The organism is Pseudomonas sp. PA-7-1E, from assembly GCF_021605325.1.
GTDB lineage: Bacteria > Pseudomonadota > Gammaproteobacteria > Pseudomonadales > Pseudomonadaceae > Aquipseudomonas > Aquipseudomonas fluorescens_BV.
The window spans coordinates 1-26099 of sequence record NZ_WKFA01000060.1 but is presented as its reverse complement, the minus strand read 5'-3'; the positions used below and the strand labels follow the sequence as shown (position 1 = coordinate 26099).

At 63.3% G+C, this 26099-nt stretch carries 2 protein-coding genes; both read right to left on the bottom strand.

Annotated elements, in window-relative coordinates; all coding sequences use genetic code 11:
- Nucleotides 1–90: 90 nt before the first annotated feature.
- Entirely contained in the window at nt 91–11946 is an 11856-nt protein-coding gene (locus GIW79_RS25095) for a non-ribosomal peptide synthetase (RefSeq protein ID WP_236477433.1), read from the bottom strand.
- 3 nt (nt 11947–11949) lie between these two features.
- A complete protein-coding gene (locus tag GIW79_RS25090; RefSeq protein WP_236455520.1) occupies nt 11950–25983 on the bottom strand; it encodes a non-ribosomal peptide synthase/polyketide synthase in 14034 nt (4677 codons plus the stop codon).
- Nucleotides 25984–26099 lie beyond the last annotated feature (116 nt).

Below are 26099 nucleotides of genomic sequence, written 5' to 3'. Positions count from 1 at the left end.
TTTTGCGCGTGCAGAGATACTGGCGAAGAGGGATTGGAGCATAAAAAAACCCGGACACTGGATCCGGGTTTTTTGTGATTGAGCGGCGGCTTACCTCAACGCCTCTACCAAACTGCTGATAAACACCGCGCTGTCGATAATGCCGTCGTGATCGGTCTCAATCATCACTGAGCGCTCGATGCGCCCTTGGCTGATCACCGTTGCCATTTGCTGCTCGATCAGGTCCTTGAAGCGCCCTGCCCGGCTCATGGACGCCCACCAACAAGTGACGGGCGCCTTGATCGGCTTGAAGTCAGCTTGCAGCAAACGCTCACTGAGTGCCCGGTCAACGTCCCAGGAAATCTGCGCCTCATTGCCACGCAGTAATTCATCCTTGATCACCGTGAAGGCTTCGCCCAAAGACTGTTCAGCCCAGTTCACAAATTCCAGCCATTGTCCCGTTTCATCCTCGCTATCCCGTTGGCATTGCTGCCACGCGTGTTGGATGGACTCGGCGAACTCAGGAAACATAACCCCCAGCAACGCTGCGCGGCGCTCATTGGCTGAGATCTCGCGAGCGTCCTCGACCACCACTGCGTCCCAATAGGGTTTGACCCATTGCGGCGGCGCAGCGTCGATCCAGCCGACAAACTCCACTTCTCGGCCGGCTTGCTCCAGGCCGTAGGCTACCTCCATCGCCAGGTTGCCGCCCAATGACCAGCCACCCACGCGGAACGCGCCTTGGGGTTGGGCCACCAACAATTGCGCGGTGTATTCCTCGACCATTACCTGCCATTGCGGCACCGTGGCGCCCTCTTCGGCCAAGGCACGACACATGACCCCGAACACCGGGCGCTGCTCGCGCAAGGCCAGGGCAATCGCGGTGTAGCAATGCACCGAGCCGAAGCTTGGGTGGAACAGGAACAACGGCGTGCCTTGCGTCTGCTGGTTGAGCTTGACGATCAACGAAGACCGGCTATTGCCCTGCAGGCATTTGACCTGTCCCGCCACAGTAGGGTTAAGCATCAGTTGGCTGACAGACACGTTCACGCCGCTGACCTTGCGAATTCGCTCCTTGAGCATCAGCACTCGCAATGAATGGCCACCGAGCTCGAAGAAGTTGTCGTTGAGCCCTACGCGCTCCACCTCCAGCACCTCGCTCCAAACCGCTGCGATTTGCTGCTCGATCTCGCTAACGGGCGCCTGGTATTGCGCGGCACCGTGAGCCTCTGGCTTGGGCAACGCCTTACGGTCCAGCTTGCCGTTCGGGCTCAACGGCATCTGCGCCAGTACCACCCACTGCGCCGGGACCATGTAGTCGGGCAACTGCTCGGCCAGGTGTGCAACCACCCCTGCCTTCCACTCTTCAAGGGGCTGTTGCAGCACCAGGTAACCCACCAGGTGGGTACCGTCTACCGCCAGCACCGCGGCTTCGCGGACATTGTCGAGCTCCAGCAGGCGCGCTTCGATTTCGCCCAACTCTATGCGCAGGCCGCGCAGTTTGACCTGGTGATCGATGCGCCCGGCATATTCAATCACGCCATCGTCGCGATAACGCGCCAGGTCACCGGTGCGATACAGACGCGTGCCGCTGCCGAACGGGTCGGTCACAAACCGCTCGGCGGTAAGCGCCGCACGGCGGTGATAACCCCGCGCCAAGCCAATACCGCTCAAATACAGTTCGCCCAGCACACCCACTGGCGCAGGTTCCAGGTTGTCGTCCAGCACGTAGCAGCCCAGGTTGGCAATGGGGCGGCCAATGGGCACGGCGTCGCGACCTTCCTCGACACAGGTCCAATGGGTTACGTCGATAGCGGCTTCGGTAGGGCCGTACAGGTTGTACAAGCCGGCGTGAGGCAATTTGGCGAACACCTGTTGCTGGGCATCCGCAGGCAACGCCTCCCCACTGCAAACGATGTGTTGCAGGCTCTGGCATGAAGTAACCGCCGCGTCTTGCAAGAACGCTTGCAACATGGAAGGCACGAAATGCAAGGTGGTGACCTGTTGCTCGTTGATCAGCCGTACCAGCCTGGCTGGATCACGATGATCGCCCGGTGCCGCTACTACCAGACGCGCGCCGGTCATCAGCGGCCAGAAAAACTCCCACACCGACACGTCAAAGCTGAACGGAGTTTTCTGCAACACGCTGTCGTGCGGCGTGAGCCCATATGCCTGTTGCATCCAGCACAGGCGGTTGGTCAGCGCGATATGGCGGTTGCCAGCGCCCTTGGGCTGACCGGTGGAGCCGGAGGTGTAGATCACATAGGCAAGGCTTTCGCCGTGCACCGGGATATTCGGGTTGTGGCTGCTGAAGGTTTCCAGCCAGGTATCGCCACATTCCAGCACCAGGGTTTGTACACCGGCGGGAACCGGCAGTTGCGCCAGTAGATGAGCCTGGGTCAACAGCAGTTGCACACCACTGTCCTGCAGCATGTAGGCCAGGCGATCACGAGGATACTCGGGGTCCAGCGGCACATAAGCGCCACCGGCCTTGAGCACCGCCAACAGGCCAACCACCATCTCCACCGAGCGCTCTGCCGACAGCCCCACCAGCACATCCGGGCCAACCCCGGCAGCCATCAAGCGATGCGCCAGGCGATTGGCCCGGGCGTTCAACTCGCTGTAACTCAAGGCTTGCCCCGCGAAAATCAAGGCAGGTGCATCCGGTGTACGCAGCACCTGAGCCTCGATCAGCGTGTGGACCGCTTGATCCAGCGGGTAATCCACCGCAGTCGCATTCCAATCATGCAATACCCACTGCCGCTCGGCCTGCGCCACTGAGGGCAACGCGCCAAGGCGTTGACTGCCGTCGCTGGCCAGGGCCAGCAGCAACTGCTGGAAGTGCTCGGCCAAGCGCTGGATATGCGCGCCGCTGAAAGCGTGGCGGGAGTAATTGAACTCCAAGCCCAGTGTCTGGCCAATAGCCAACAACACGGTCAATGGATAGTGGGTCTGTTCCAGGCTGTGCACTGCGCCAAAACGCAGCCCCGACGGTGCGCCCTGCTCCAGCGCCTCGGACACCGGGTAGTTCTCGAACACCAGGATACTGTCGAACAGCGCCTCTCCACCCAGCCCGGCCCAACGCTGGATCTCGAACAGCGGCGTGTGTTCATGCTCACGCAAGCCAACGTTCTGTTGCTGAAGTTGCTCCAGCCAATGGCTGACCGACATTTGCGCATCCGGCGTCGCCACCACCGGCAGCGTGTTAATGAACAAGCCGACCTGCTGTTCAATCCCACGCAGTTCCGCCGGACGCCCTGCTACCGTGGCGCCGAATGCTACGGTGGCTTGCCCGGTGTGGTGATGCAACAGCAACAACCAGGCGCCTTGCACCAGGGTATTGAGGGTCACCTTGTGACGTTGGGCGAAGGCTTTGAGGTGTTCGGTTTGCGCAGCATCCAGGCTCAAGCGATGCTCGCCATTCACCGCCTGGGCCGCATCCACCTCAGTCTCTATGGCATCGGCCAGGCGCGTGGGCGCCTGCAAGTTGACCAGTTGCGCCTGCCAGAACGCCTGGCTGACGGCTTTGTCCTGTGCCTGCAGCCAGGCGATGTAGTCGCGGTACCGCCCGGTAGGCGCTGGCAGCGGCTCACCGGCATACTGTTGCAACACCTCGCCGAACAGCTGCGAACCACTCCAGCCATCCATCAAAATGTGGTGATTGGTGTAGATCAGGTGGTAGCTCGTCGCCCCCGTGCGTACTAGCGTCAAGCTCAACAGCGGTGCCTGCTCCAGGACAAAACCCTGGGTGCGTGCCGACTCGGCCAGCTCATCCAGGGCCTGGTTGCAGTCCTTACGGGTCTGCCAATCCAACGCCATAAACGGCAGGCGCACCTGCTTGTAGACCACCTGCAAAGGCTGTTCAAGTTCCGCCTGCCAGACAAAACCGCTACGCAGGATCTCGTGGCGTTGCACCGCCACCTGCCAGGCCTGGTGGAAGCGCGCCACATCCAGGCCCTGCACATCAATGCGCATCTGGTTGATGTAGTCACCCGAACCTTCGCCGTACAGCGATTGGAACAGCATGCCTTGCTGCATGGGTGACAATGGGTACAGGTCTTCGACCTCAGCCACGTTCAGTGCCAAGCCATCCAACTGGTCCTGGGACAACCGCGCCAACGGGAAGTCCGACGGCGTCACGCCCTGATGCGCCGACTCACAACAATGATCAATCAGAGCCTTGAGTTCCAAGGCATAGTCGTCGGCCAAGCATTTGACGGTTGCTTCACCGAACATCGCCTGGCTGAAACTCCAGTTCAACTTCAGCTCGCCACCATAGACCTGACCGTTGATTTCCAGCCAGTTGCCCAAAGGTGCCTGCGGGCTTTGCTCGGCACCGCTGGCATCAGCGGTCGGCGTGAACAGTCCTGGCTGTTCGCCGCTGTCGAAGCTGGCATCGAACTGCCCCAGATAGTTGAAGGTGATACGTGGCTGCGGCAAGGCCGCCAACGCCTGTTGCGTTGCGGCATTACCCAGGTAACGCAGGGCACCGAACCCCAGGCCCTTGTCGGGTACGGCTCGCAGCTGCTCCTTGATGCGCTTGAGGGAAGCAGCCAGGGAATCGGCCGGTACCAGTTGCACGGGGTAAAGGCTGGTGAACCAACCGACAGTGCGAGTCAGATCGATGTCATCGAACAGATCTTCGCGGCCATGACCTTCAAGCCGGATCAACGTCGAAGCCTCGCCGCTCCAGCGCGTAATAACTCGCGCCAGGGCAGTCAACAGCAGGTCATTGATCTGGGTGCGATAGGCACTCGGCGCGTCGTGCAGCAAGCGCCGAGTATAGGTGGCATCCAGGTGTGTGCTCACACTCAGGGCCAGTTGGTTGCTCAGGCTCGCCTGTGGATCGGCGCCCGGCAAGCCGACCGGACTGCCCTGCAATTGCGTCTGCCACCAAGCCAGCTCGTGTTGTAACGCCGGGCTGTGGGCGTAGGTCTGCAGGCGAGCAGCCCAGGCGCGGGTGGCGCTGGTCTTGGCTGGCAGTGTCACAGGGGCGCCTTGGGCCAGTTGCTGATACGTGCTTTGCAAGTCTTCAAGCAGGATGCGCCACGACACACCGTCCACCACCAAGTGATGGATCACCAGCAACAAGCGCTGTGAACCGTCGGCCAACTGCGCCAACACCGCACGCAATAACGGGCCTGCGCCTAAGTCGAGACTGCGTTGGGCCTCTTCGCCCAAAGCCTCAAGTTCTTCGACGCTGTTCAATGTGGTTTGCCATAGCACTTGTTCAGCCTGGTGCTGATCCGGACCACGGTAGGCCGCGCTCCAGCCCTGTGCGCCCTCGACAAAGGTGCTGCGCAAGGCATCGTGATGCACGATCAACGCCTGCAGTGCGGCCAACAACAGCGGTACCTGCAACGGCTGGTGCGGTTGCAGCACCGCAGATTGGTTCCAGTGATGACGCTGGGGAATCTCATCGGCAAAAAAACTGTGTTGCACCGGCAACAACAGCAAATCGCCAGTCAGCGGCGACTGATCCATCTGCACCACACCGTCGCCTTCCCTCGCGACCGTCGCCAGGCTCTGCACCGTCTGATGCTGGAACAACTCCTTGGGCGTGAAACGCACACCCGCCTGGCGGGCGCGGCTGACCAGTTGAATCGAAATGATCGAATCGCCGCCCAGCTCGAAGAAATTATCATGCAGGCCCACCTGTGGCAGGCGTAGCACATCGGACCAGATCGCGGCGATCTTCTGCTCCAACTCGCTCTCGGGCGCCACATACACCTGCTGCATCTGGCTCACATCCGGCAGCGGCAAGCCCTTGCGGTCGAGCTTGCCGTTGGGGGTCAGCGGCATACGCTCAAGGAACATCAAATGCGTCGGCACCATGTAGTCCGGCAAGCGGGTTTTCAAGGCGCGCCGCAAGGTTTCGCGACCGTTTGATTGAGCGACAGCATCACCCAGGAGCGTCGGGTCCAGTGGTACGACATAGGCCACCAGTTGTTTGCCGGTCGGCCCCTCCTGGGCCACCACCACGGTTTCACCGACACTGGCTTGCTCACGCAAGCGCGCTTCGATTTCCCCCAGTTCTATACGGAAACCGCGAATCTTCACCTGATGGTCCACACGCCCCAAGTAATCCACCACGCCATCCGGACGCCCGCGGGTCAGGTCGCCGCTGCGATATACGCGACTGCCGGGCTTGCCGAACGGGTCCGGCACGAAGCGTTCGGCGGTTAACGCCGGACGCTCCAGATAACCCCGGGCCACGCCCTCGCCGCCCAGGTACAACTCGCCGGCTACGCCGATGGGTTGCAGGTTCAGTTGCGCATCCAACACGTAGCCACTGCGGTTACCCAACAAAGTGCCGATGGGCGCGTAGACGGCGCCACATAGGTCGCCCTTGCGTGCCTTCCACAACAGCGGTGTGACCACGGTTTCCGTCGGGCCATAGCCGTTGAACAGGTACTTGGGTTTCAGCGCGCGCCACGCCAGGTCATAGCTGGCCTGGGCCACCGCATCACCGCCAAAGCAGTACACCCGCACCGCCGGCGGGTTGCCGTCGCGCTCGGCATGTTCGGCCAACTGTTGCAGGTACACCGGTGGGAACACCGCCATGGTCACGTTGTGGCGATGCATCTGCTCGTAGGTGTATTCCGGCAGCCACAGGCTGTCGTCACGGATCAACACGCTGGCGCCGTTGATCAGCGGGTGCATCCAGCCTTCGTGGGAGCCGTCGAAGGCGAAGGACATGAAGTGCAGTTCGCAATCGGCCGGTGAGGTTTCATAACGCTCGCCAGTGGCGATGATATGCGCCACCAACGGCCCATGAGCCACCGCCACGCCCTTGGGCAAACCGGTGGAGCCGGAGGTGTAGATCACGTAGGCAAGGTTGTCGCCGTCCAGCGCCACAGTCGGGGCCGTATCGCTGTAATCCGACCAGGCTTGCACCTGATCCACCGCCAAGGCATCGAGGCCGTCCGGGATCGGCAACCGGTGTTGCACGGCCGAATGGGTCAACAGCAATTTCGAACGGCTGTCTTGCATCATGTACAGCAGGCGATCACGCGGGTATTCGATATCCAGCGGCACATACACACCGCCGGCTTTCATCACCGCCAGGAACGCCATCATGATCTCGGCACTGCGCGGCATGGCGATGGCCACCCGCACTTCCGGGCCGACGCCACGGGCGATCAGGGCATGGGCCAGGCGGTTGGCCTGGCGATCCAGTTCGCCGTAGCTCAGGGTTTGCGCGTCGAACTTCACCGCCACCGCCGTCGGGTTTGCCCGGGCGCGATCGGCAAACAGTTGATGCACCAGGCGCTCGGCCGAAAAGCCAGACTCCGTGCGGTTCCACAGTTGCAGGATCTGTTGTTGTTCGGTCGCGTCCAGCAAGCTTAACTGGCTGAGCTGCTGCCGTGGGTTGGCGACCATACCTTGCAGCAGGTTCTGCCAGTGACGCGCCATGCGTTGCACGGTGCTGGCTTCGAACAGGTCCTGGGCATAACCCAAGGTGGCCCATATACCTTCGGTGGACTCCTGAATATCCAGGTCCAGGTCGAAATGTGCGGTCTTGCTGTCCCAGTCCAGCCCTTCTACCCGCAGCCCTGGCAATTGGTGCTGAACCTGAGCCTGGCCGACGTCAGTCTGATGATTGAACATGACCTGGAACAGCGGGTTGTGGCTCAGGCTACGCTCAGGTTGCAGGGCTTCCACCAGTTGTTCGAACGGCAAATCCTGGTGGGCCTGGGCTTGCAGGGCGCGTTGCCGAACGTGCTGCAGCAACTGCTCGACACTCATCTGCCCATGCACATCCGCCTTGAGCACCTGGGTGTTGACGAAGAAACCAATCAAGCGCTCGGTCTCGCTGCGATTGCGGTTGGCAATCGGCACGCCGACACGTATTTCTTCCTGGCCGCTGTAGCGGTGCAACAAGGTCTGGAACGATGCCAGCAGCAACATGAACAGGGTCACGCCCTGCTGGTGGGCCAAAGCCTTGAGCCCCTGGGTGAGTTCGGGCGCCAGCTCGAACGCCAGGCGCGCGCCGCGGTGGCTCTGCACAGCCGGGCGCTGGTGATCGAACGGTAACTCCAGCACGCTCTGCTCACCGCCCAACAGCTCACGCCAGTAGGCCAGTTGACGTTGCTTCTCACCGGCGTCCATCCAGCTGCGCTGCCATACGGCATAGTCGGCATACTGGATCGGCAGCGCCGGCAACTGCACGTCCTGGCCCTGGCTGTAACCGGCATACAACTGCACCAGTTCCTCGACCACCAACTGCATCGACCAACCATCGGAGACGATGTGATGTTGCACCAACACCAACACATGCTCGTCGGCGGCCAAGCGCAACAGCGTGACACGCAGCAACGGGCCTTGTTGCAGGTCGAACGGCTGGGCGATCAGCGCTTGCACCCTGGCTTTGAGCTGGGCGTCATCGACATCAGCCTGGGTGATCGGCAAGGACATTGGCGGCTCAATCACTTGCACCGCGCCGTCTTGATCCTGGCGGATATGGGTGCGCAGGCTTTCATGGCGCGCCAGCAAGCTATCGAAACTGCGTTGCAACGCAGCCAGGTCCAATTGCCCTTTCAGGCGCAGCGCGCTGGGAATGTGATACGCCGCGCTGCGGGGTTCCAGTTGCCAGAGAAACCATTGCCGCTCCTGGGCGTAAGACAGTGGCAACGGCTGCACGCGCCCCGCCGGCAGTAGGGCCGGCGCCGTTGGCAATAGGCTCTCCTGGGTTTGCAAGGCCGCGACAAACGCCTCCAGCCGCGGGTGTTCGAACACGGCTTTGAGCGGCACTTCCAGGCTCAGGGTCTGGCGGATGCGTGACACCACCTGCATTGCCAACAGGGAATGCCCTCCCAGTTCGAAGAAGTGCTGGTTCAAGCCCACCCGTTCGGCCCCCAGAATAGCCGCCCAGATCGCCGCCACCTGTTGTTGCAACGGGGTGACCGGCGCTCGCCAATCCTGTTGTTCCACGCTGGCATCTGGCTTGGGCAGGGCCTGGCGATCCAGCTTGCCGTTGGGGTTGAGCGGCATGCGGTCGAGGAAGATCAGGTGCGCCGGCACCATGTAGTCCGGCAGATGGTCGCGCAAGGTGGCCATCAACTGTTCGCCCACCTCGGCGCGCTCGGTTTCAGACAGCGTCTGCGCAGGCACCAGGTAGGCCAGCAGTTGGTTGTCGGCAGCCAGCAACAGCGCTTCACGCACGCTGTCCTGGGCCAGCAGCACGGTTTCGATTTCACCCAGTTCAATGCGGAAACCACGGACCTTGACCTGGTGATCGACCCGCCCGACATATTCCACCACACCATCGGCGCGATAACGCGCCAGGTCGCCGGTGCGGTACAGGCGCTCGCCGGATGGGCTGAACGGATCAGCGACAAAGCGCTCGGCGGTCAGGCCTGGCCGTTGCAAATACGCACGGGCCAAGCCATTGGCGCTGGCGATATAGAGTTCACCCACGGCGCCCAGCGGTAGCAGGTTCAGGTCACGGTCCAGCACATACAGGCCACGCCCTGGCAGCGCCCGGCCAATGGGGCTGGCACCGCCGGCGCCGACGGCGCTCGGGTCAGTGCAGTCCAGCACGCTGGAAACCACGGTGGCCTCGGTAGGCCCGTAGGTATTGAGCAAGCGCACATGGCCGAGCCCGGCGCGCTGCCACAATAGTGGGCCGTCCAACGGCATGGCTTCGCCGCCGATATGGATCTGGCGCAAAGCACCATAGGTCCTTGGGCCTGCTGCCAGGCAATCTTGCAGGAACAGCTTCCAGTAGGCCGTGGGCAAGTCGGCCAGGGTAATGCCCTGGGCGATGATCTGCCGATACAGCTCGGCACCGTCCCATAACTGCGGGCCACGCAGTACCACGGTGGCGCCGAGGGTCAGGGCTGGATATAGCTGCTCGACGAAACCGTCGAAGTTCAAGGTGGCAAACTGCAGCACTCGGTCCTGGGCAACCAGCTGCGAGTAATCCGCCGCGATGCCAGCAAACTCACTCAGTGCAGCCTGGCTGATGGCAACCCCCTTGGGCTTGCCTGTGGAGCCGGAGGTGTAGATCACATACGCAAGGCTCTGGGGCTCGACATCAACCGGTAAATTACTGTCGGCACACAACGCCAACTGCGCCTGGACCAGGTCGATGTCCACCGCCAGCACCCGGGCCGGCAACGGCAGACGCCCATGCAGGTGGGATTGGGTCAACACCAGGCCCACACCACTGTCCTCAAGCATATGCGCCAGGCGTTCGCGGGGGTACTCAGGGTCCAGCGGCACATAGGCCGCTCCTGTCTTGAGCACCGCGAGCAAGCTGACCACCATGGAAAAAGAGCGCTCCACGGCGATCCCCACCAGCCCTTGGGGGCCGACGCCCTGGGCCAGCAGGTAATGCGCCAGGCGGTTGGCCTGACGGTTCAGTTCTCCATAGCTGAGGGCCTGCTCATCCAGGGCCAGGGCCTGACGTTCCGGCTGCTGATCAGCCTGGGCTTCAAACAGCCGGTGCACAGCCTCAAAGGGGGTGACACCAGCCGGGGTGTTCCAGTCCTGGAGCATCCTGTGTTGCTCAGCGGCACCCACCATCGGCAGCTCGCAGAGGCGGCTGCGGGGTGCACTCACCACCGCCTGCAGCAGGTACTGCCAATGTTGCGCCAAGCGCTCGATGGTGGCGGCATCGAACAGGTCGGTGGCGTAGGTCAGCGCGGCCCAAAGCCCGTCGGCGGATTCATGGGTGTCCAGGCTCAGGTCAAAATGGGTGGTCTGGCTGTCCCAGTCCAGTTCCACCACACGCAGGCCCGGCAACTGTTGGCCTTCGCGGCCGGCCTGGGCCTCGGTCTGGTGGTTGAACATCACCTGGAACAACGGGTTATGGCTCAAGCTGCGTTCAGGCTGCAATGCCACCACCAGTTGCTCGAACGGCAGGTCCTGATGAGCCTGGGCCTCCAGGGCGCGGCGTTTGGTTTGTTGCAGCAGCTCGGCAAAGCTCATCTGCCCGTCAAGGTCAGCCTTGAGTACCTGGGTGTTGACGAAGAAGCCGATCAGCCGCTCGGTTTCGACACGGTTACGGTTGGCGTTCGGCACGCCAATGCGGATATCCGACTGCCCGCTGTAGCGATACAACAGGGCTTGGAACGACGCCAGCAGCAGCATGAACGCGGTCACACCCTCTTGCTGCGCCAGGCGCTTGAGCCCCGCCACCAGCGTCGGTTGCAGATGCACCTGCAGGCTTGCACCGCGATGGCTTTGCTGCGCCGGGCGCGGACGGTCCAGCGGCAATTCCAGCACCGGTTGCTCGCCGCCCAGCAGGGCCTGCCAATACGCGAGTTGGCGCGCCTGTTCCCCGGCTTCCATCCAGCCGCGTTGCCACAGCGCGTAGTCGGCGTACTGGATCGGCAGTTCCGGGAGTTGCAGGTCATGGCCCTGGCTATGGGCGGCGTAGAGCTGCACCAGTTCCTCCACCATCACCTGCATCGACCAGCCATCGGAGACGATGTGGTGCTGCACCATCACCAGCACATGCTCATCCTCGGCCAGTTGCAACAGCGTCACACGCAACAACGGCGCCTGGTGCAAATCGAACGGCCGCGCCACCTCCTCTTCCACCCGCGCCATCAACTGCGCTTGGTCGACATGCGCCTGCTGGATCTGCACCCGCGCCTGCGGCATCACTGCCTGCCACAGGCGTTCATCGTCCTCGACCAATTGCGTGCGCAAGCTTTCATGCCGGGCCAGCAGGCTGTCGAAACTGCGTTGTAACGCTGCCAGGTCCAAGTGCCCGTGCAAACGCAGGGCGCCAGGGATGTGGTAGGCGGTGCTGGCCTTGTCCAGTTGCCAGAGGAACCACTGGCGTTCCTGGGCGTAAGACAACGTCGGTGTGTCGCTGTCGTGGCGGGTGGGAGCAATCGGCAGTTGAGCGAAACTCATGCCCCGGCTTTGCAGGCGCTGGTAAAACTGCTGGCGCTGCTCCAGAGGCAAGCGAAGAAAGCGCGACACCAGGTCGGTATTAGGGTTGGAAAGCATGGTTCAAATCGCCTCTAGTTCGCTCAAAAAGTCACGAAGGTCATCAAAATCTTCCACGCTGCCGGCGCGGAAAGTGGCTGCGGCCTGCACGTAGGCGCGCAGCGATTCGGTCTGGAACAGTTCCATCAACGGTACGTCCAGGCCGAGCTCGGCCTGCACCCGCGAGGTAATCTGGATAGCCAGCAAGGAGTGACCACCGACATCAAAGAAGTTGTCGTTCAGGCCCACTTGCGGCAGGTGCAGGATGTCGGCCCAGATCGTGGCGATCTGCTGCTCCAACTCGCTCTGGGGCGCCACATACGCCTGCTGCATCTGGCTCGTATCCGGCACCGGCAGGCCTTTGCGGTCGAGCTTGCCGTTGGGGGTCAGCGGCATCTGCGCCAGGAATACGAAGTGGCTGGGCACCATGTAGTCCGGCAGGTCGGCTTTCAGGGCACGACGCAGGGCGTCACGGAACTCAACCTGGTCGGCCAGGCTGGCGTCGGCCGGTACGACATAGGCCACCAGTTGTTTGCCGGTCGGCCCCTCCTGGGCGACCACCACGGTTTCACCGACACTGGCTTGCTCACGCAAGCGCGCTTCGATTTCCCCCAGTTCGATACGGAAACCGCGGATCTTCACCTGATGGTCGACACGCCCCAGGTAATCCACCACGCCATCCGGACGCCCGCGGGTCAGGTCACCACTGCGATACACGCGACTGCCGGGCTTGCCGAACGGGTCCGGCACGAAACGCTCGGCAGTCAGTGCCGGGCGCTCCAGATAACCCCGGGCCACGCCCTCGCCGCCCAGGTACAACTCGCCGGCTACGCCGATGGGCTGCAGGTTCAGTTGCGCATCCAACACGTAGCCACTTCGGTTGCCCAACAAGGTGCCGATGGGCGCGTAGACAGCTCCGCAAGGGTCGCCCTTGCGTGCCTTCCACAGCAGCGGCGTGACCACGGTTTCGGTCGGGCCGTAGCCGTTGAACAGGTATTCAGGCTTCAGCGCGCGCCACGCCAGGTCATAGCTGGCTTGAGCAACGGCATCACCACCGAAGCAATACACCCGCACCGCCGGTGGGTTGCCGTCGCGCTCGGCATGTTCGGCCAACTGTTGCAGGTACACCGGTGGGAACACCGCCATGGTCACGTCGTGGCGATGCATCTGCTCGTAGGTGTATTCCGGCAGCCACAGGCTGTCATCACGGATCAACACGCTGGCGCCGTTGATCAGCGGGTGCATCCAGCCTTCGTGGGAACCGTCGAAGGCGAAGGACATGAAGTGCAGTTCGCAATCGGCCGGTGAGGTCTCATAACGCTCGCCAGTGGCGATGATATGCGCCACCAACGGCCCATGAGCCACCGCCACGCCCTTGGGCAAACCGGTGGAGCCGGAGGTGTAGATCACGTAGGCAAGGTTGTCGCCGTCCAGAGCCACATCCGGTGCCGTATCGCTGTAACCGGCCCATTCTTCGGTGCGATCAATCGCCAGGGTATCCAGACCCTCGGGGACTGGCAGTTGCTGCAACGCCCGGCTGTGAGTCAGCAGCAGTTGCGCACGGCTGTCTTGCATCATGTACAGCAGGCGATCACGTGGGTATTCGATATCCAGCGGCACATACACACCACCGGCTTTCATCACCGCCAGGAACGCCACCATGATCTCGGCACTGCGCGGCATGGCGATGGCCACCCGCACTTCCGCGCCGACACCACGGGCGATCAGGGCACGGGCCAGGCGATTGGCCTGGCGATCCAGTTCACCGTAAGTCAGGGTTTGAGTATCGAATTTAACCGCCACTGCGTCCGGGGTTTGCCGGGCGCAATCGCCGACCAATTCATGCACCAGGCGCTCGGCTGAAAAACCGGTGTCGGCCTGATTCCACAGCTCAAGAATCTGCTGTTGCTCATCCTCGCCCAGCAAGCTCAATTGGCTGATGGGTTGCTGTGGGTCGATCACCATTGCCCGCAAGAGGTTCTGCCAATGCCCGGCCATGCGCTCGATGGTCGCCACGGCGAACAGATCGGTGGCATAACTCAGAGAGGCACGCAGGGCCGTCTGGCTTTCTTCCACATCCAGCGCCAGGTCGAACTGGGCCACGCCTTCGTCCAGGTCCAGGACTTCGACGTGCAGGTCGGCCAGGCGATGCAGATGGCTGTCGGCAGCGCTCACACGGTGGTTGAACAACACTTGGAACAACGGGCTCAGGCTAAGGCTGCGCTCCGGTTGCAATGCCTGCACAAGCTGTTCGAACGGCAGGTCCTGGTGAGCCTGGGCCTCCAGGGAACGCTGACGCACCTGGTGCAGCAGTTGCTCGGTGCTCATTTGCCCGTGGATATCGGCCTTGAGCACTTGGGTGTTGACGAAGAAGCCGATCAACCCCTCGGTTTCCAGGCGATTGCGGTTGGCAATCGGCACGCCCACGCGCACATCTTCCTGGCCGCTGTAGCGATGCAGCAACGCCTGGTAAGACGCCAGCAGCAGCATCGGCAGCGTGACGCCAGCGTGCTGCGCCAGTGCGCGCAAACTGCCCAACAACTCCGGATGCAACTCGATACCCAAGCGTGCGCCACGATGGCTTGGCTGTGCCGGGCGCGGATGGTCGAACGGCAACTCCAGCACCGGTTGCTCGCCGCTCAACAGCTCGCGCCAGTAGGCCAGTTGACGCGCCTGCTCCCCCGCCTCCATCCAACCGCGCTGCCACACGGCATAATCGGCGTACTGGATCGGCAGCGCCGGCAATTGCACGTCTTGGCCTTGGCTGTTAGCGGCATACGCCTGCACCAACTCCTCGACCATCAACTGCATCGACCAGCCGTCAGAAACGATGTGATGCTGCACCAGCACCAGCACGTGGTCGTCCTCGGCCAGGCGCAGCAAGGTGGCCCGCAGCAGCGGCCCACGCAGCAGGTCGAAAGGCTGGGCGACCACCTGCGCGACCCGCGCCTTGAGGCCGGCATAGTCGCTGTCGACCTGCTCGATATCGACCCGGCCCTGGGCGTCAATGACTTGAACCGCGCCGGTGGCGTCCTGACGGAAATACGTGCGCAGGCTTTCATGGCGAGCCAGCAAGCTATCAAAGCTCTCTTGCAGCGCGGTCAGGTCCAACGGCCCTTGCAAACGCAAGGCGCTGGGGATGTGATACGCGGCGCCGGCCGGGTCCAGTTGCCAGAGGAACCACTGGCGCTCCTGGGCATAAGACAGCGGCAGAGGCTGCGTGCGGTCGGCCTTGATCAACGCCGGCGCGGTGACGCCCTCCTCGCCCAAGGCCCGCACGAAATCACCCAGTAGCGGCTGTTCGAACAAGGCCTTGAGTGGGACTTCCAGCGCCAGGGCCTGACGCACCCGTGACACCACCCGCGTGGCCAGCAATGAATGCCCGCCCAACTCGAAGAAATGATCGTCGAGGCCCACCCGGGGCAATTCCAGTACCTCGGCCCAGATCGCCGCTACCTGCTGCTCACGCGGGGTGACGGGCGCTACATGGCCCTTGAGCGACAGGCTGGCATCCGGTTTGGGCAATGCCTTGCGGTCGAGCTTGCCGTTGGGGGTCAGCGGCAGGCTGTCGAGGAACAGCCACTGCGCGGGCACCATGTAGTCCGGCAAGCGCTCGCGCAGCGCGGTTTTATAGACCTGCGACGCCTGCGGCGCGGCGCTGACCAGGTAAGCGATCAGCCGGTCGTTATCGGCCAACACCACGGCTTCGCGTACGCCGTCGAACTCACGCAAGCAGGCTTCGATTTCACCCAGCTCGATACGGAAACCCCGGACCTTGACCTGATGGTCGACGCGGCCGATGTATTCCACCACGCCGTCGGCCCGATAGCGTGCCAGGTCGCCGGTACGGTACAGGCGTTCGCCCGGAGCCCCAAACGGGTTGGGCACGAAGCGTTCGGCGGTCAGCGCCGGCTGCCCGTGGTAACCCCGCGCCAGGCCGACACCGCCGATCAGCAGCTCACCGGACACACCTTGGGGGCATGGCGTGAGACCGGCATTGAGGATGAACAAGCCGGTATTGGCGATGGGCCGTCCAACGAACGGCAATGCCTGATGCAAACGATGAGCCGCCGACCAGATGGTGGTTTCCGTCGGGCCATAGAGGTTCCACAACGGGCCTTGCAGGTCGAGCATGCGCTGGGCCAAATCGACGGGCAGCGCTTCGCCACCGCACAGGCAGGCGATGCCACGCAGTGAATGAGCCCGTGGGCTGTCGAGCAACATGCGCCAGGTCGAAGGCGTGGCTTGCAGCACATTCGCCGCCTGACGCTGGGCCAGATCGAGGATCGCCTCGGGGTCGAGGGCCGTTGCCTGGGTGCTCAGCACCACGGTACCGCCGACACTCAGCGGCACATACAGCTCCAGGGCGAAGATGTCGAACGAGAAGGTGGTCAGCGACAACAGCCGCGCATCCTGGCCGATACTCAACGTGCCGGCCATGCCGCTGGTGAAGCTGCACAGCGCCTTGTGACGAACCATCACCCCTTTGGGCTTGCCAGTGGAGCCAGAGGTGTAGATCACGTAGGCCAGATGCTCCGGTGTCACGGCAACCTGGGGATTGTGCTGCGCTGTGCCGGCCTCCTCCACCATCAGCACCTGCACGCCGTGCGGCTGAGCCAGGTGCCCCAGCAGGTGCGGTTGGGTCAGCAATACCCGGGCGCGGCTGTCTTCAAGCATGTAGGCCAGGCGCTCTGCCGGGAATTGCGGGTCGAGCGGCACATAGGCGCCACCGGCCTTGAGGGTCGCGAGCAAGCCAACCACCATGTCCAGGGAACGCTCCACGTGTACTGCAACCAGCACGTCCGGGCCGACGCCCATGTCGATCAGACGATGGGCGAGCCGATTGGCGCGACGGTTGAGTTCGCCGTAGCTCAGGCGCTCATCATTGAAATGCAGCGCGATGGCGTCGGGTTGCGCCGCGGCCTGGGCCTCAAACAACTGGTGTACACAGCGTTCGCGTGGGTAGTCGGTGTCGCTGCGGTTCCAGTCGTGCACCATGTGCTGCCATTGCGACGGGCTGAGCATCGCCAGGTCGTCCAAGGCCACCGAGGCATCCTGCAGGACCGCGCGCAGCAGGTTTTGCCAATGCTCGGCCAGGCGTTCCACGGTCGCCGCGTCAAACAGATCCGTGGCGTAAGTCAGCGAGGCCCAGAGACCGTCCGCCGACTCCTCGGTTTCCAGGTTCAGGTCGAATTGCGTGCTGTGACCGGCCCAATCCACTGGCTGCAAAGCCAGGCCGGGCAGTTGTACCGGGGCTGAACGCAGGCTGTCCTGATGGTTGAACATCACCTGGAACAGCGGGTTATGGCTCAGGCTGCGCTCGGGCTGCAACACTTGCACGAGCTGCTCGAACGGCAGGTCCTGATGGGCCTGCGCCTCCAGGGCACGCTGCTTGACCTGGGCCAGCAACTGGTCGAACGGCATCTGCCCGTGCACGTCAGCTTGCAGCACCTGGGTGTTGACGAAAAAGCCCAGCAGTCGCTCGGTTTCGAAGCGATTACGGTTGGCGACCGGTACGCCGACACGCACCTGTGCCTGGCCGCTGTAGCGGTGCAGCAAGGTCTGGAACGAGGCCAGCAACAGCATGAACAGCGTCACGTCCTGACGCTGGGCCAGGGTCTTGAGTTCAGTCAGCAGCGCACGCTCCAGATGAATCTGGCGGCGCGCGCCACGATGGCTCTGCACTGCGGGGCGTGGATAGTCCAGCGGCAGGTCCAGCAACGAATGCTCGCGCCCCAGACGAGCGCACCAGTAATCGAGCTGGCGTTGTTGTTCCCCAGCCGCCATCCAGTCGCGCTGCCACTGGGCGTAGTCGGCGTACTGGATCGGCAAGGCCGGCAACCCTGCGTCGCCTTGGTACAGCGCCACCCACTCGTCGATCATCACTTGCATCGACCAGCCGTCAGAGATGATGTGGTGCTGGGTGATGACCAGCACATGGTGATCAGGCGCGACGATCAGCAACTTGACGCGCATCAGCGGACCGTTGCGCAGGTCGAACGGGCGCTGGATCTCTTCGGTGACAGCCTGCTCGATAGCGCCGGCGTCGACCTCTTGTTGTTCAACCGGCACTGCCAGGCTTGGGTGGATGACTTGCACGATGTGCTCGCCCGACTCCACGAAGGTGGTGCGCAGTGGTTCATGGCGCTGCACCAGGGCCTCGACGGCGCGCTCCAGCGCCGCGATGTCGAGTTCACCGCGCAGGTGCAAGGCGGTGGGCACATGATAGGCCGCGCTGGTGGGATCCAATTGCCAGAGAAACCACTGCCGTTCCTGGGCAAAGGACAACGCCAGCGGCTGCTCACGGCCAACCGCCTGCATCACAGGCGCGGTATCGGCCTGCACGCCTGCGCACGCCGCTGCGAAAGCGGCCAGCGTCGGCTGTTCGAACAGGGCCCGCAACGGCACTTCCAGCTTGAGATCGTGGCGCACCCGGGAGATCACTTGGGTGGCCAGCAAGGAGTGGCCGCCGCGTTCGAAGAAGTGATCTTCCAGGCCAACCTGCTCGACCTGCAACACTGCTTGCCAGATCGCCGCCAACTGGATTTGCAATGGGCTTTGCGGCGCCACGTAGGCGGCGCTGGCCTGGTTCAGGTCGGGTGTGGGCAGCGCACGGCGGTCGAGCTTGCCGTTGTGGTTCAACGGCAAGGCATCGAGGACCACCCAATGGCCCGGCACCATGTAGTCCGGCAACGTCTGGCGCAAGCGCGCCGCCAGTGCCTGGGCCTCCAGCGCTTGGCCTTCGGCGGGCACCACGTACGCCACCAACTGCACGCCGGTAGCGCTCGGCTGCGCAAGCACGGCGGCTTCTCGCACATTTGGCAAGGCTTGCAGGCTGGCTTCGATTTCGCCCATTTCGATACGCAGGCCACGAATCTTCACTTGATGGTCGATACGCCCGACGTACTCCAGCGCACCCGCCGGGTTGTACCGGGCCAGGTCGCCACTGCGATAAAGCCGCGCACCGGGCATGGCGGAAAACGGGTCCGGCAAGAAGCGCTCGGCGGTCAGCGCCGGGCGGTCGAAATAGCGTTGCGCCAAGCCAACCTCAGCACCAATGCACAGCTCGCCCACGCCATCGGTGGCCAACAGTTCGAAACCGCTGTCGAGTACATACAGGCCGCGCCCGGCAATCGCCTGCCCGATTGGCACGCCGTAGGCGTCGTTGGCATCGGCCAATTGGCACTCATGCACGCTGGAGACCACCGTGGCTTCGGTCGGCCCGTAGGTGTTGACCAGGCGCACATTGCCCAAGCCCGCGGCGTACCACGCACGCACGCCCTCCACTGACATGGCTTCACCCCCAACATGTACCTGGCGCAGCTTGCCCAGGGAGCGACGGTGCTCGGCGCACTCTTGCGCCAACAGGTACCAGTAGGCGGCGGGCAGATCGGCCAGGGTCACGCCCTGCTCGACAATCTCTTGCGCCAGTTGCCCGGCATCCCAGAGTTCGTCGCCACGCATGACCAGCGCCGCGCCCGCACACAGGGGCGGGAAGCACTGTTCGACAAAACCATCGAAACTGAAGGTCGCAAACTGCAACACGCGGTCTTCGGCGCTCAGTCGGCTGTACAGCGTGGCACTGTCACAGAACTGGCCAAGGGCGGCATGGTCGATGGCCACGCCTTTGGGCTGGCCCGTGGAGCCAGAGGTGTAGATCACATAGGCCAGGTCAGCCGCCGCCGCGTGATTAGGCGGATTGGTCGTCGGGTAGCCGGTCAGTTCGTCGCCACTGGCGCTGAAATCCATGCGGGTCAGGCCGCGGGGCAAAGGCAAGTCGGCGAGCAAGCCGGTTTCGCTGAGCAGCACGTCCAGGCGGCTGTCGGCGAGCATGTAGGCCAAACGTTCCGCCGGGTATTCAGGGTCCAACGGTACGTAGGCCGCCCCGCTTTTGAGCACTGCCAGCAGGCTGACGATCAACTGCGGGCCACGCCGCGAAGCCAGGCCCACCCGTTGGCCGGGGCCGACGCCCAGCGCCAACAGGCGATGGGCCAGGCGGTTGGCGCGCTGGTTCAACTGGGCGTAGCTCAAGCTGGCGTCACCGGACTGTACAGCCAGGGCGTCTGGCGTCGCCTCGGCCTGGGCTGCGATACGCTGATGCACGCGTTCGTTGGCCTGGGGCGCTGCGGCTGAGCGGCTTAGAGCGAGCATCTGCCGTTGCGCAGGGGCGTCGAGAAGGCGCAGGTTGCCCAGCGGCATGTGAGCGTCTGCGAGCAATTGCGCCAGCAGGTGTTGCAAGTTGGCGCTCAGCTGCGCCACGTGCGCCTCGCTGAATTGGGCACGGTCATAGCTGAACTCCAGGCGCAGGCAGGCGCCCAGTTCGATGCCCAGGGTCAATGGATAGTGCGTGCGCTCATGGTTGTACAGGTGACCGAAGGTCAGGCCGGCCGGTGCGCCTTGCTTGAGCGCCTCGGCGACCGGGAAGTTTTCGAACACCAGCAAGGTGTCGAACAGCGCGCCTTGCTGGCCGGCCCAGCCCTGGATGTCGTAGAGCGGCACATGTTCATGGTCGCGCAGGCTGAGGTTGAGCACTTGCAGTTCGCTGAGCCACGCCGCCGCCGACTGGGCTGGCGAGGCTGCGCTGATGATCGGCAAGGTGTTGATGAACAGGCCCAGTTGCTGCTCGATCCCCGGCAGCGGTGCGGAACGCCCGGCTACGGTGGCACCAAAAGCAACGCAGTCCTGGCCGGTGTAACGCTGCAGCAGTAGGCTCCAGGCGCCTTGCAACACGGTATTGAGGGTGACTTTTTGCTCGCGTGCAAAGTCGCCCAGGCGGCGGGTAAAGTCGCTGTCCAGTGCCACGTGATGGTCAGCCATGCCAACCGCGTCCACCGGCTTGCGCAACGCTTGCGCCAGCAGGGTCGGCGCCGGCAATGCCGCCAGGGCGTTTTTCCAGAACGCTTCGCCCGAGGATTGTTGTTGCAGCCAGGCGAGGTAATCGCGGAACTGCCCGAGCGGCGCCGACACTGCCTGCCCCGCATAGTGAGCGATGACTTCACCGAGCAACTGCGCGTTACTCCAGCCGTCCATGAGGATGTGGTGGCTGGTGAAGATAAAGTGCCAGGCCGCACCGGCACCGCGCACCAGCGTCAGGCGAAACAGCGGCGCGGCATTCAGGGCAAAACCGCGTTCGCGTTCGGCCTGGGCCAGGGTGTCGAAATCGGCGTCGGGGTCTTCGATCACTTGCAGTTGCAGGTCGACCTGGCGCTGGATCAGCTGATGAGCACTGTCCAGGCCCAGCCAATGGAAGCTACTGCGCAGGATGTCGTGACGATCCAGTGCAGCCTGCCAGGCACGCCCGAAAGCGAGCAAATCGAGGCCCTCGATGTCCAGGCGCAACTGGTTGATGTAGGCCTGGGCCTCGGGTTCCAACAGGGTGTGGAACAGCATGCCTTGCTGCATCGGCGACAGCGGATAAAGGTCGGCAATCGCCGGCCCGGCCACGGGCAAGGCATCCAGTTGCTGCTGGGTGAGGCGTGCCAGCGGGAAATCCGACGGGCTCACCTGGCCTGCCGGCGTGGCACAACAATGCTCGATCAGCACCCTGAGTTCAGTTGCGTACTCGTCCGCCAGACCTTGAACAGTTGCCGCCTCGAACATCTCCCGGCTGAACCCCCATTGCAACGACAGCTCGCCGCCATATACCTGACCTTCCAGCGTCAGCCAGTTGGCCAGCGGCGCCTCTGGATCCTGGGCCTGGCCACTGCCCTGACTGGCCGGCACGAACAGTGCCGACTCGTTGAACTGACGGTCGAACTGGCCCAGGTAGTTGAAGGTGATGCGCGGCGCGGTAAGGTTCGCAAGGCTTTCCTGTGCGTGTTGCGCGCCCAGATAGCGCAGCAGGCCGAAGCCCAGGCCTTTGTCGGGCACGGCGCGCAGTTGTTCCTTGACCGCCTTGATCGCCTCGGGCAACTCGCCTTCGGCGTGCAGGCGCACCGGGTACAGGCTGGTGAACCAGCCGACGGTGCGGCTCAGGTCGATGTCGTCAAACAGATCTTCACGGCCGTGACCTTCCAATTGGATAAGCGCAGCAGGTTGCTCGCTCCAACGGCTGATCACCCGCGCCAGGGCGGTCAACAGCAGGTCGTTGACCTGGGTGCGATAGGCCGCTGGCGCGTCTTGCAGCAGTCGGCGGGTGTGCTCGGCGTCAAGGCGTGTTTCCAGCTTGGCGCCCAGGCGGTTTTGCAGGCCGCCTTCGGGGTGATCACACGGCAGCTCGGCGTCGATGGATTGGGCTTGCCAGTACGGCAGTTGCTCCTCGACGGTCTGCGCGTGGCGGTGCAACTGTTGCGCCCAGCGCTGGTAGGCACTGGTTTTTGCCGGCAGCACCTGTTCGCGGTAGGCCTGTTGCAGGTCTTCGAGCAGGATGCGCCAGGACACACCATCCACCACCAAGTGATGGATCACCAACAGCACACGCTGGCTGCCATCGGCCATGCTCACCAACGCGGCGCGCAGCAGTGGACCTTGGGCAAGGTCAAGGCTGCGCTGGGCTTCATCACACAGCGCCGCCAGTTCAGCGTCGGTGCCGGCCTGGCATTGCCACAACAGCGGTTCGCTGACATAGGCAGCATGGCTCTGCTGCCAGCCGCCAGCCTGCTGCACAAAGCGCAGGCGCAAAGCGTCGTGATGCTGGATCAACCGCGCCAGCGCGGCCTCCAACCGTGCAGGCTCAAGCACCTCACCGGGCACCAGTAACAAGGATTGATTCCAGTGATGCCGCGCCGGGATCGGCTGGTCGAAAAAACTGTGTTGGACGGGCGTCAGCATCACCTCGCCACTGACCGGGCCCTGGTCGATCAGGCTGACCTGCTCAAAGCGCGCCACCAGAGCCAGGCTGCGGATGCTCTGGTACTGGAACAGGTCACGCGGGCTCAGGCGAATGCCGGCCTGACGGGCGCGGCTGACCACCTGGATAGAGATGATCGAGTCGCCACCCAGTTCGAAGAAGTTATCGTCCTGGCCGACCTGCTCAACGCCCAGCACGTCGCTCCAGATGGCAGCCAGGGCTGTTTGCAGGTCGCCTTGGGGGGCGACAAATGCCTGCTGCTGCGCCGCATCCGGCACTGGCAACGCCTTGCGGTCGAGCTTGCCGTTGGCGGTCACCGGCAGCTTGGGCAGCGCAATGAAATGCGTCGGCACCATGTATTCCGGCAAGCTGCTGAGCAACCATTCCTTGAGGCCCGTTGGCGCCTCGCCTGCGTGTACAAGATAGGCGACCAACTGCTTGCCGCCCTGTACCAATACCACGGCTTCGCGCACGTGTGGATGCTGCATAAGGCGTGCTTCGATTTCGCCCAGCTCGATACGCAAGCCGCGCAACTTGACCTGATGATCGAGACGGCCGAGGTATTCGATTACCCCATCGGCGCGTTGGTGCACGCGGTCACCGGTGCGATACAGGCGCTCGCCCGTCACGAACGGGCTGGGCACGAAACGTTCGGCGGTCAGCGCCGGGCGCCGATGGTAACTGCGCGCCAAGCCAACGCCGCCCAGGTAGAGTTCGCCACTGACACCGGCCGGCACCGGGTTGAGTTGTGCGTCCAGCACGTAGGTGCCTAGGTTGGCGATCGGGCGGCCGATGGGCACGCTGTCGGCGCCTTCGTCGATGCAGGTCCAGTGCGTGACGTCGATGGCCGCCTCGGTCGGGCCATAGAGGTTGTACAGCGCCGCAGCGGGCAACTTGGCGAACACTTGCTGTTGCGCATCCAGGGGCAAGGCTTCGCCGCTGCACACAATGCGCGCGAGGCTCGCGCACGCCTGTACGCCCGGCTCATGGATGAACGCCTGCAGCATCGACGGCACGAAGTGCAAGGTGGTGATGGCGTGCCGACCAATGGTGTCGATCAGGCGCGCCGGTTCACGGTGCTCCCCAGGCGCCGCGACCACCAGGCGGGCGCCGGTCATCAGTGGCCAGAAGAACTCCCACACCGACACGTCGAAGCTGAACGGGGTTTTCTGCAACACCGCGTCGTTGGCACCCAGGCCATACGCCTGTTGCATCCAGCTCAAGCGGTTGACCAAGGCGCGATGGCTATTGCCGGCGCCTTTGGGCTTGCCGGTGGAGCCCGAGGTGTAGATCACGTAGGCCAGGTTAAGGGCATTCAAGGCCACGTTCGGCGATTCGCGGCTGTAGCCGTCGAGCCATAGCGCCGGCTGGTCCAAGGCAATCAACTGGATACCGGCGACGGGCAGCGACGCCAGCAGGCTCTGCTGGCTGAGCAGCAGTTGTATGCCGCTGTCTTCGATCATGTAGGCCAGGCGTTCCTGGGGATACTCAGGGTCGAGAGGCACGTAGGCGCCACCGGCCTTGAGAATCGCCAGCAGGCCAACCACCATTTCGATGGAGCGCTCGATGCATATACCCACCAGCACGTCGGGCCCCACGCCCTGCTCGCCCAGGGCATGGGCCAACTGGTTGGCGCGCGCATCCAGTTGGGCGTAGGTCAAGGTGGTGGTACCGAACACCAGTGCCGGTGCATCGGGGCTGCGCCGCGCCTGGTCTTCGATCAGGTGATGAATCCCGCGCTCGGTCGGGTACGCCTCGGTGGTCTGGTTCCAGCTGTGGACCAGCCGTTGCTGTTCAGCCGCGTCAAGCATGGGCAATTCGCCAATGCGCTGTTCGCCATCGAGCACCATGGCTTGCAGCAGGCGGGTCCAGTGCCGGGCCATGCGCTCGATGGTGGGCGTATCGAACAAGTCATTGGCGTAGGTCAGCGCGGCATGCAGGGTGCCGGACTTTTCATAGGTGTCCAGGGTCAGGTCGAACTGGGTGGTGCGGCCTTGCCATTCCACCAGGGCCAATTCCAGCCCCGATGCGGTGCTGACCGAGGCGATGTCGGCGACGACCGGCTGATGGTTATACATCACCTGGAACAGCGGCGTGTGGCTCAGGCTGCGCTCGATTTTCAGCGCTTCCACCAGCCGTTCGAAGGGCAACTCCTGATGGGCCTGGGCGCCCAGGGCATGCTCCTTGATACCTTGCAGCAACTCGGCAACCCGGGTTTGCCCGGTCAGTTCGGTGCGCAATACCTGGGTGTTGACGAAGAACCCGATCAGCCCCTCGACTTCGGTGCGATTGCGATTGGCAATCGGCACACCGACACGGATGTCGCTTTGGCCGGTATAGCGGTGCAACAGCACATTGAAGGCACCGAGCAGCAGCATGAACAGGGTAACGTTGTGTTTTTGCGCGCAACTGCGCAGTTGCGCGGCCAGTGCCGGCGCAATCGCGAAGTTATGCCGTGTGCCCTGGTAGCTGGGCATGGCCGGGCGCGGGTGGTCGGTGGGCAGCTCCAGGACCGGATGTTCATCGCCCAGGCGAGCCTGCCAATATTCCAATTGGCGCGCCTGCTCGCCCGCTTCCAGCCAGCGGCGCTGCCACAGGGCGTAATCACTGTACTGGATGGGCAGCGCTGGCAGTTGGGGCGCTTCGTTGCGCTCATGGGCGTCATAGCAACGGATGAATTCGTCGATCAGCACGTTCATCGACCAACCGTCGGAGACGATGTGGTGCAGGGTCAGCAGCAGCACGTGTTCCTGCTCGGCAAGCTTGAGCAGTTGCACGCGCAGCAATGGGCCGTGTTCCAGGTCGAACGGCAACAGCGATTGACGGGTGGCGGCGGCGTTGACGGCCTGCTCACGCGCATCAAAGGCCAAGGCGGTGAAGTCCAGGTGCTCGACGGTCACCGACGGCTCCACCGCCACCTGCGCCAGCCGCTCATCAGCCTGACGCTGGAACACCGTGCGCAGGGTTTCGTGACGCGCCACCAGGCTGGCGAACGCTTGCTCCAGCGCTGGCAGGCTCAGCGCCCCCCTCAAGCGTACTGCGCCGGGCAAATTGTAGGCGCCGCTGGCCGGGTCCAACTGCCATAGAAACCACATGCGCTGCTGCGCGTAGGACAGCGCCTGGCGGTCCTCCACCTCCACCCCTGCCGGAATCGGAAACCTTGAAAAATCCACGCCTTCTTTCTGCAAGGCTTGCAGGAACAGTTGGCGTTTTTCCAGGGGCAGCCCGATAAACCGGCGAGCAAGTTTCAAGGAGTCTTCAGCATTCATTTCTTGGAATCCGGGGCAATAGGCGGGAAGCACAAAGGCACGTCGTCCCTATAAAACGAACCGGGCGGGGAAAAATTAGCGGGGGATGGGGGGCGCCGCACAGGCTGTCATCGGGG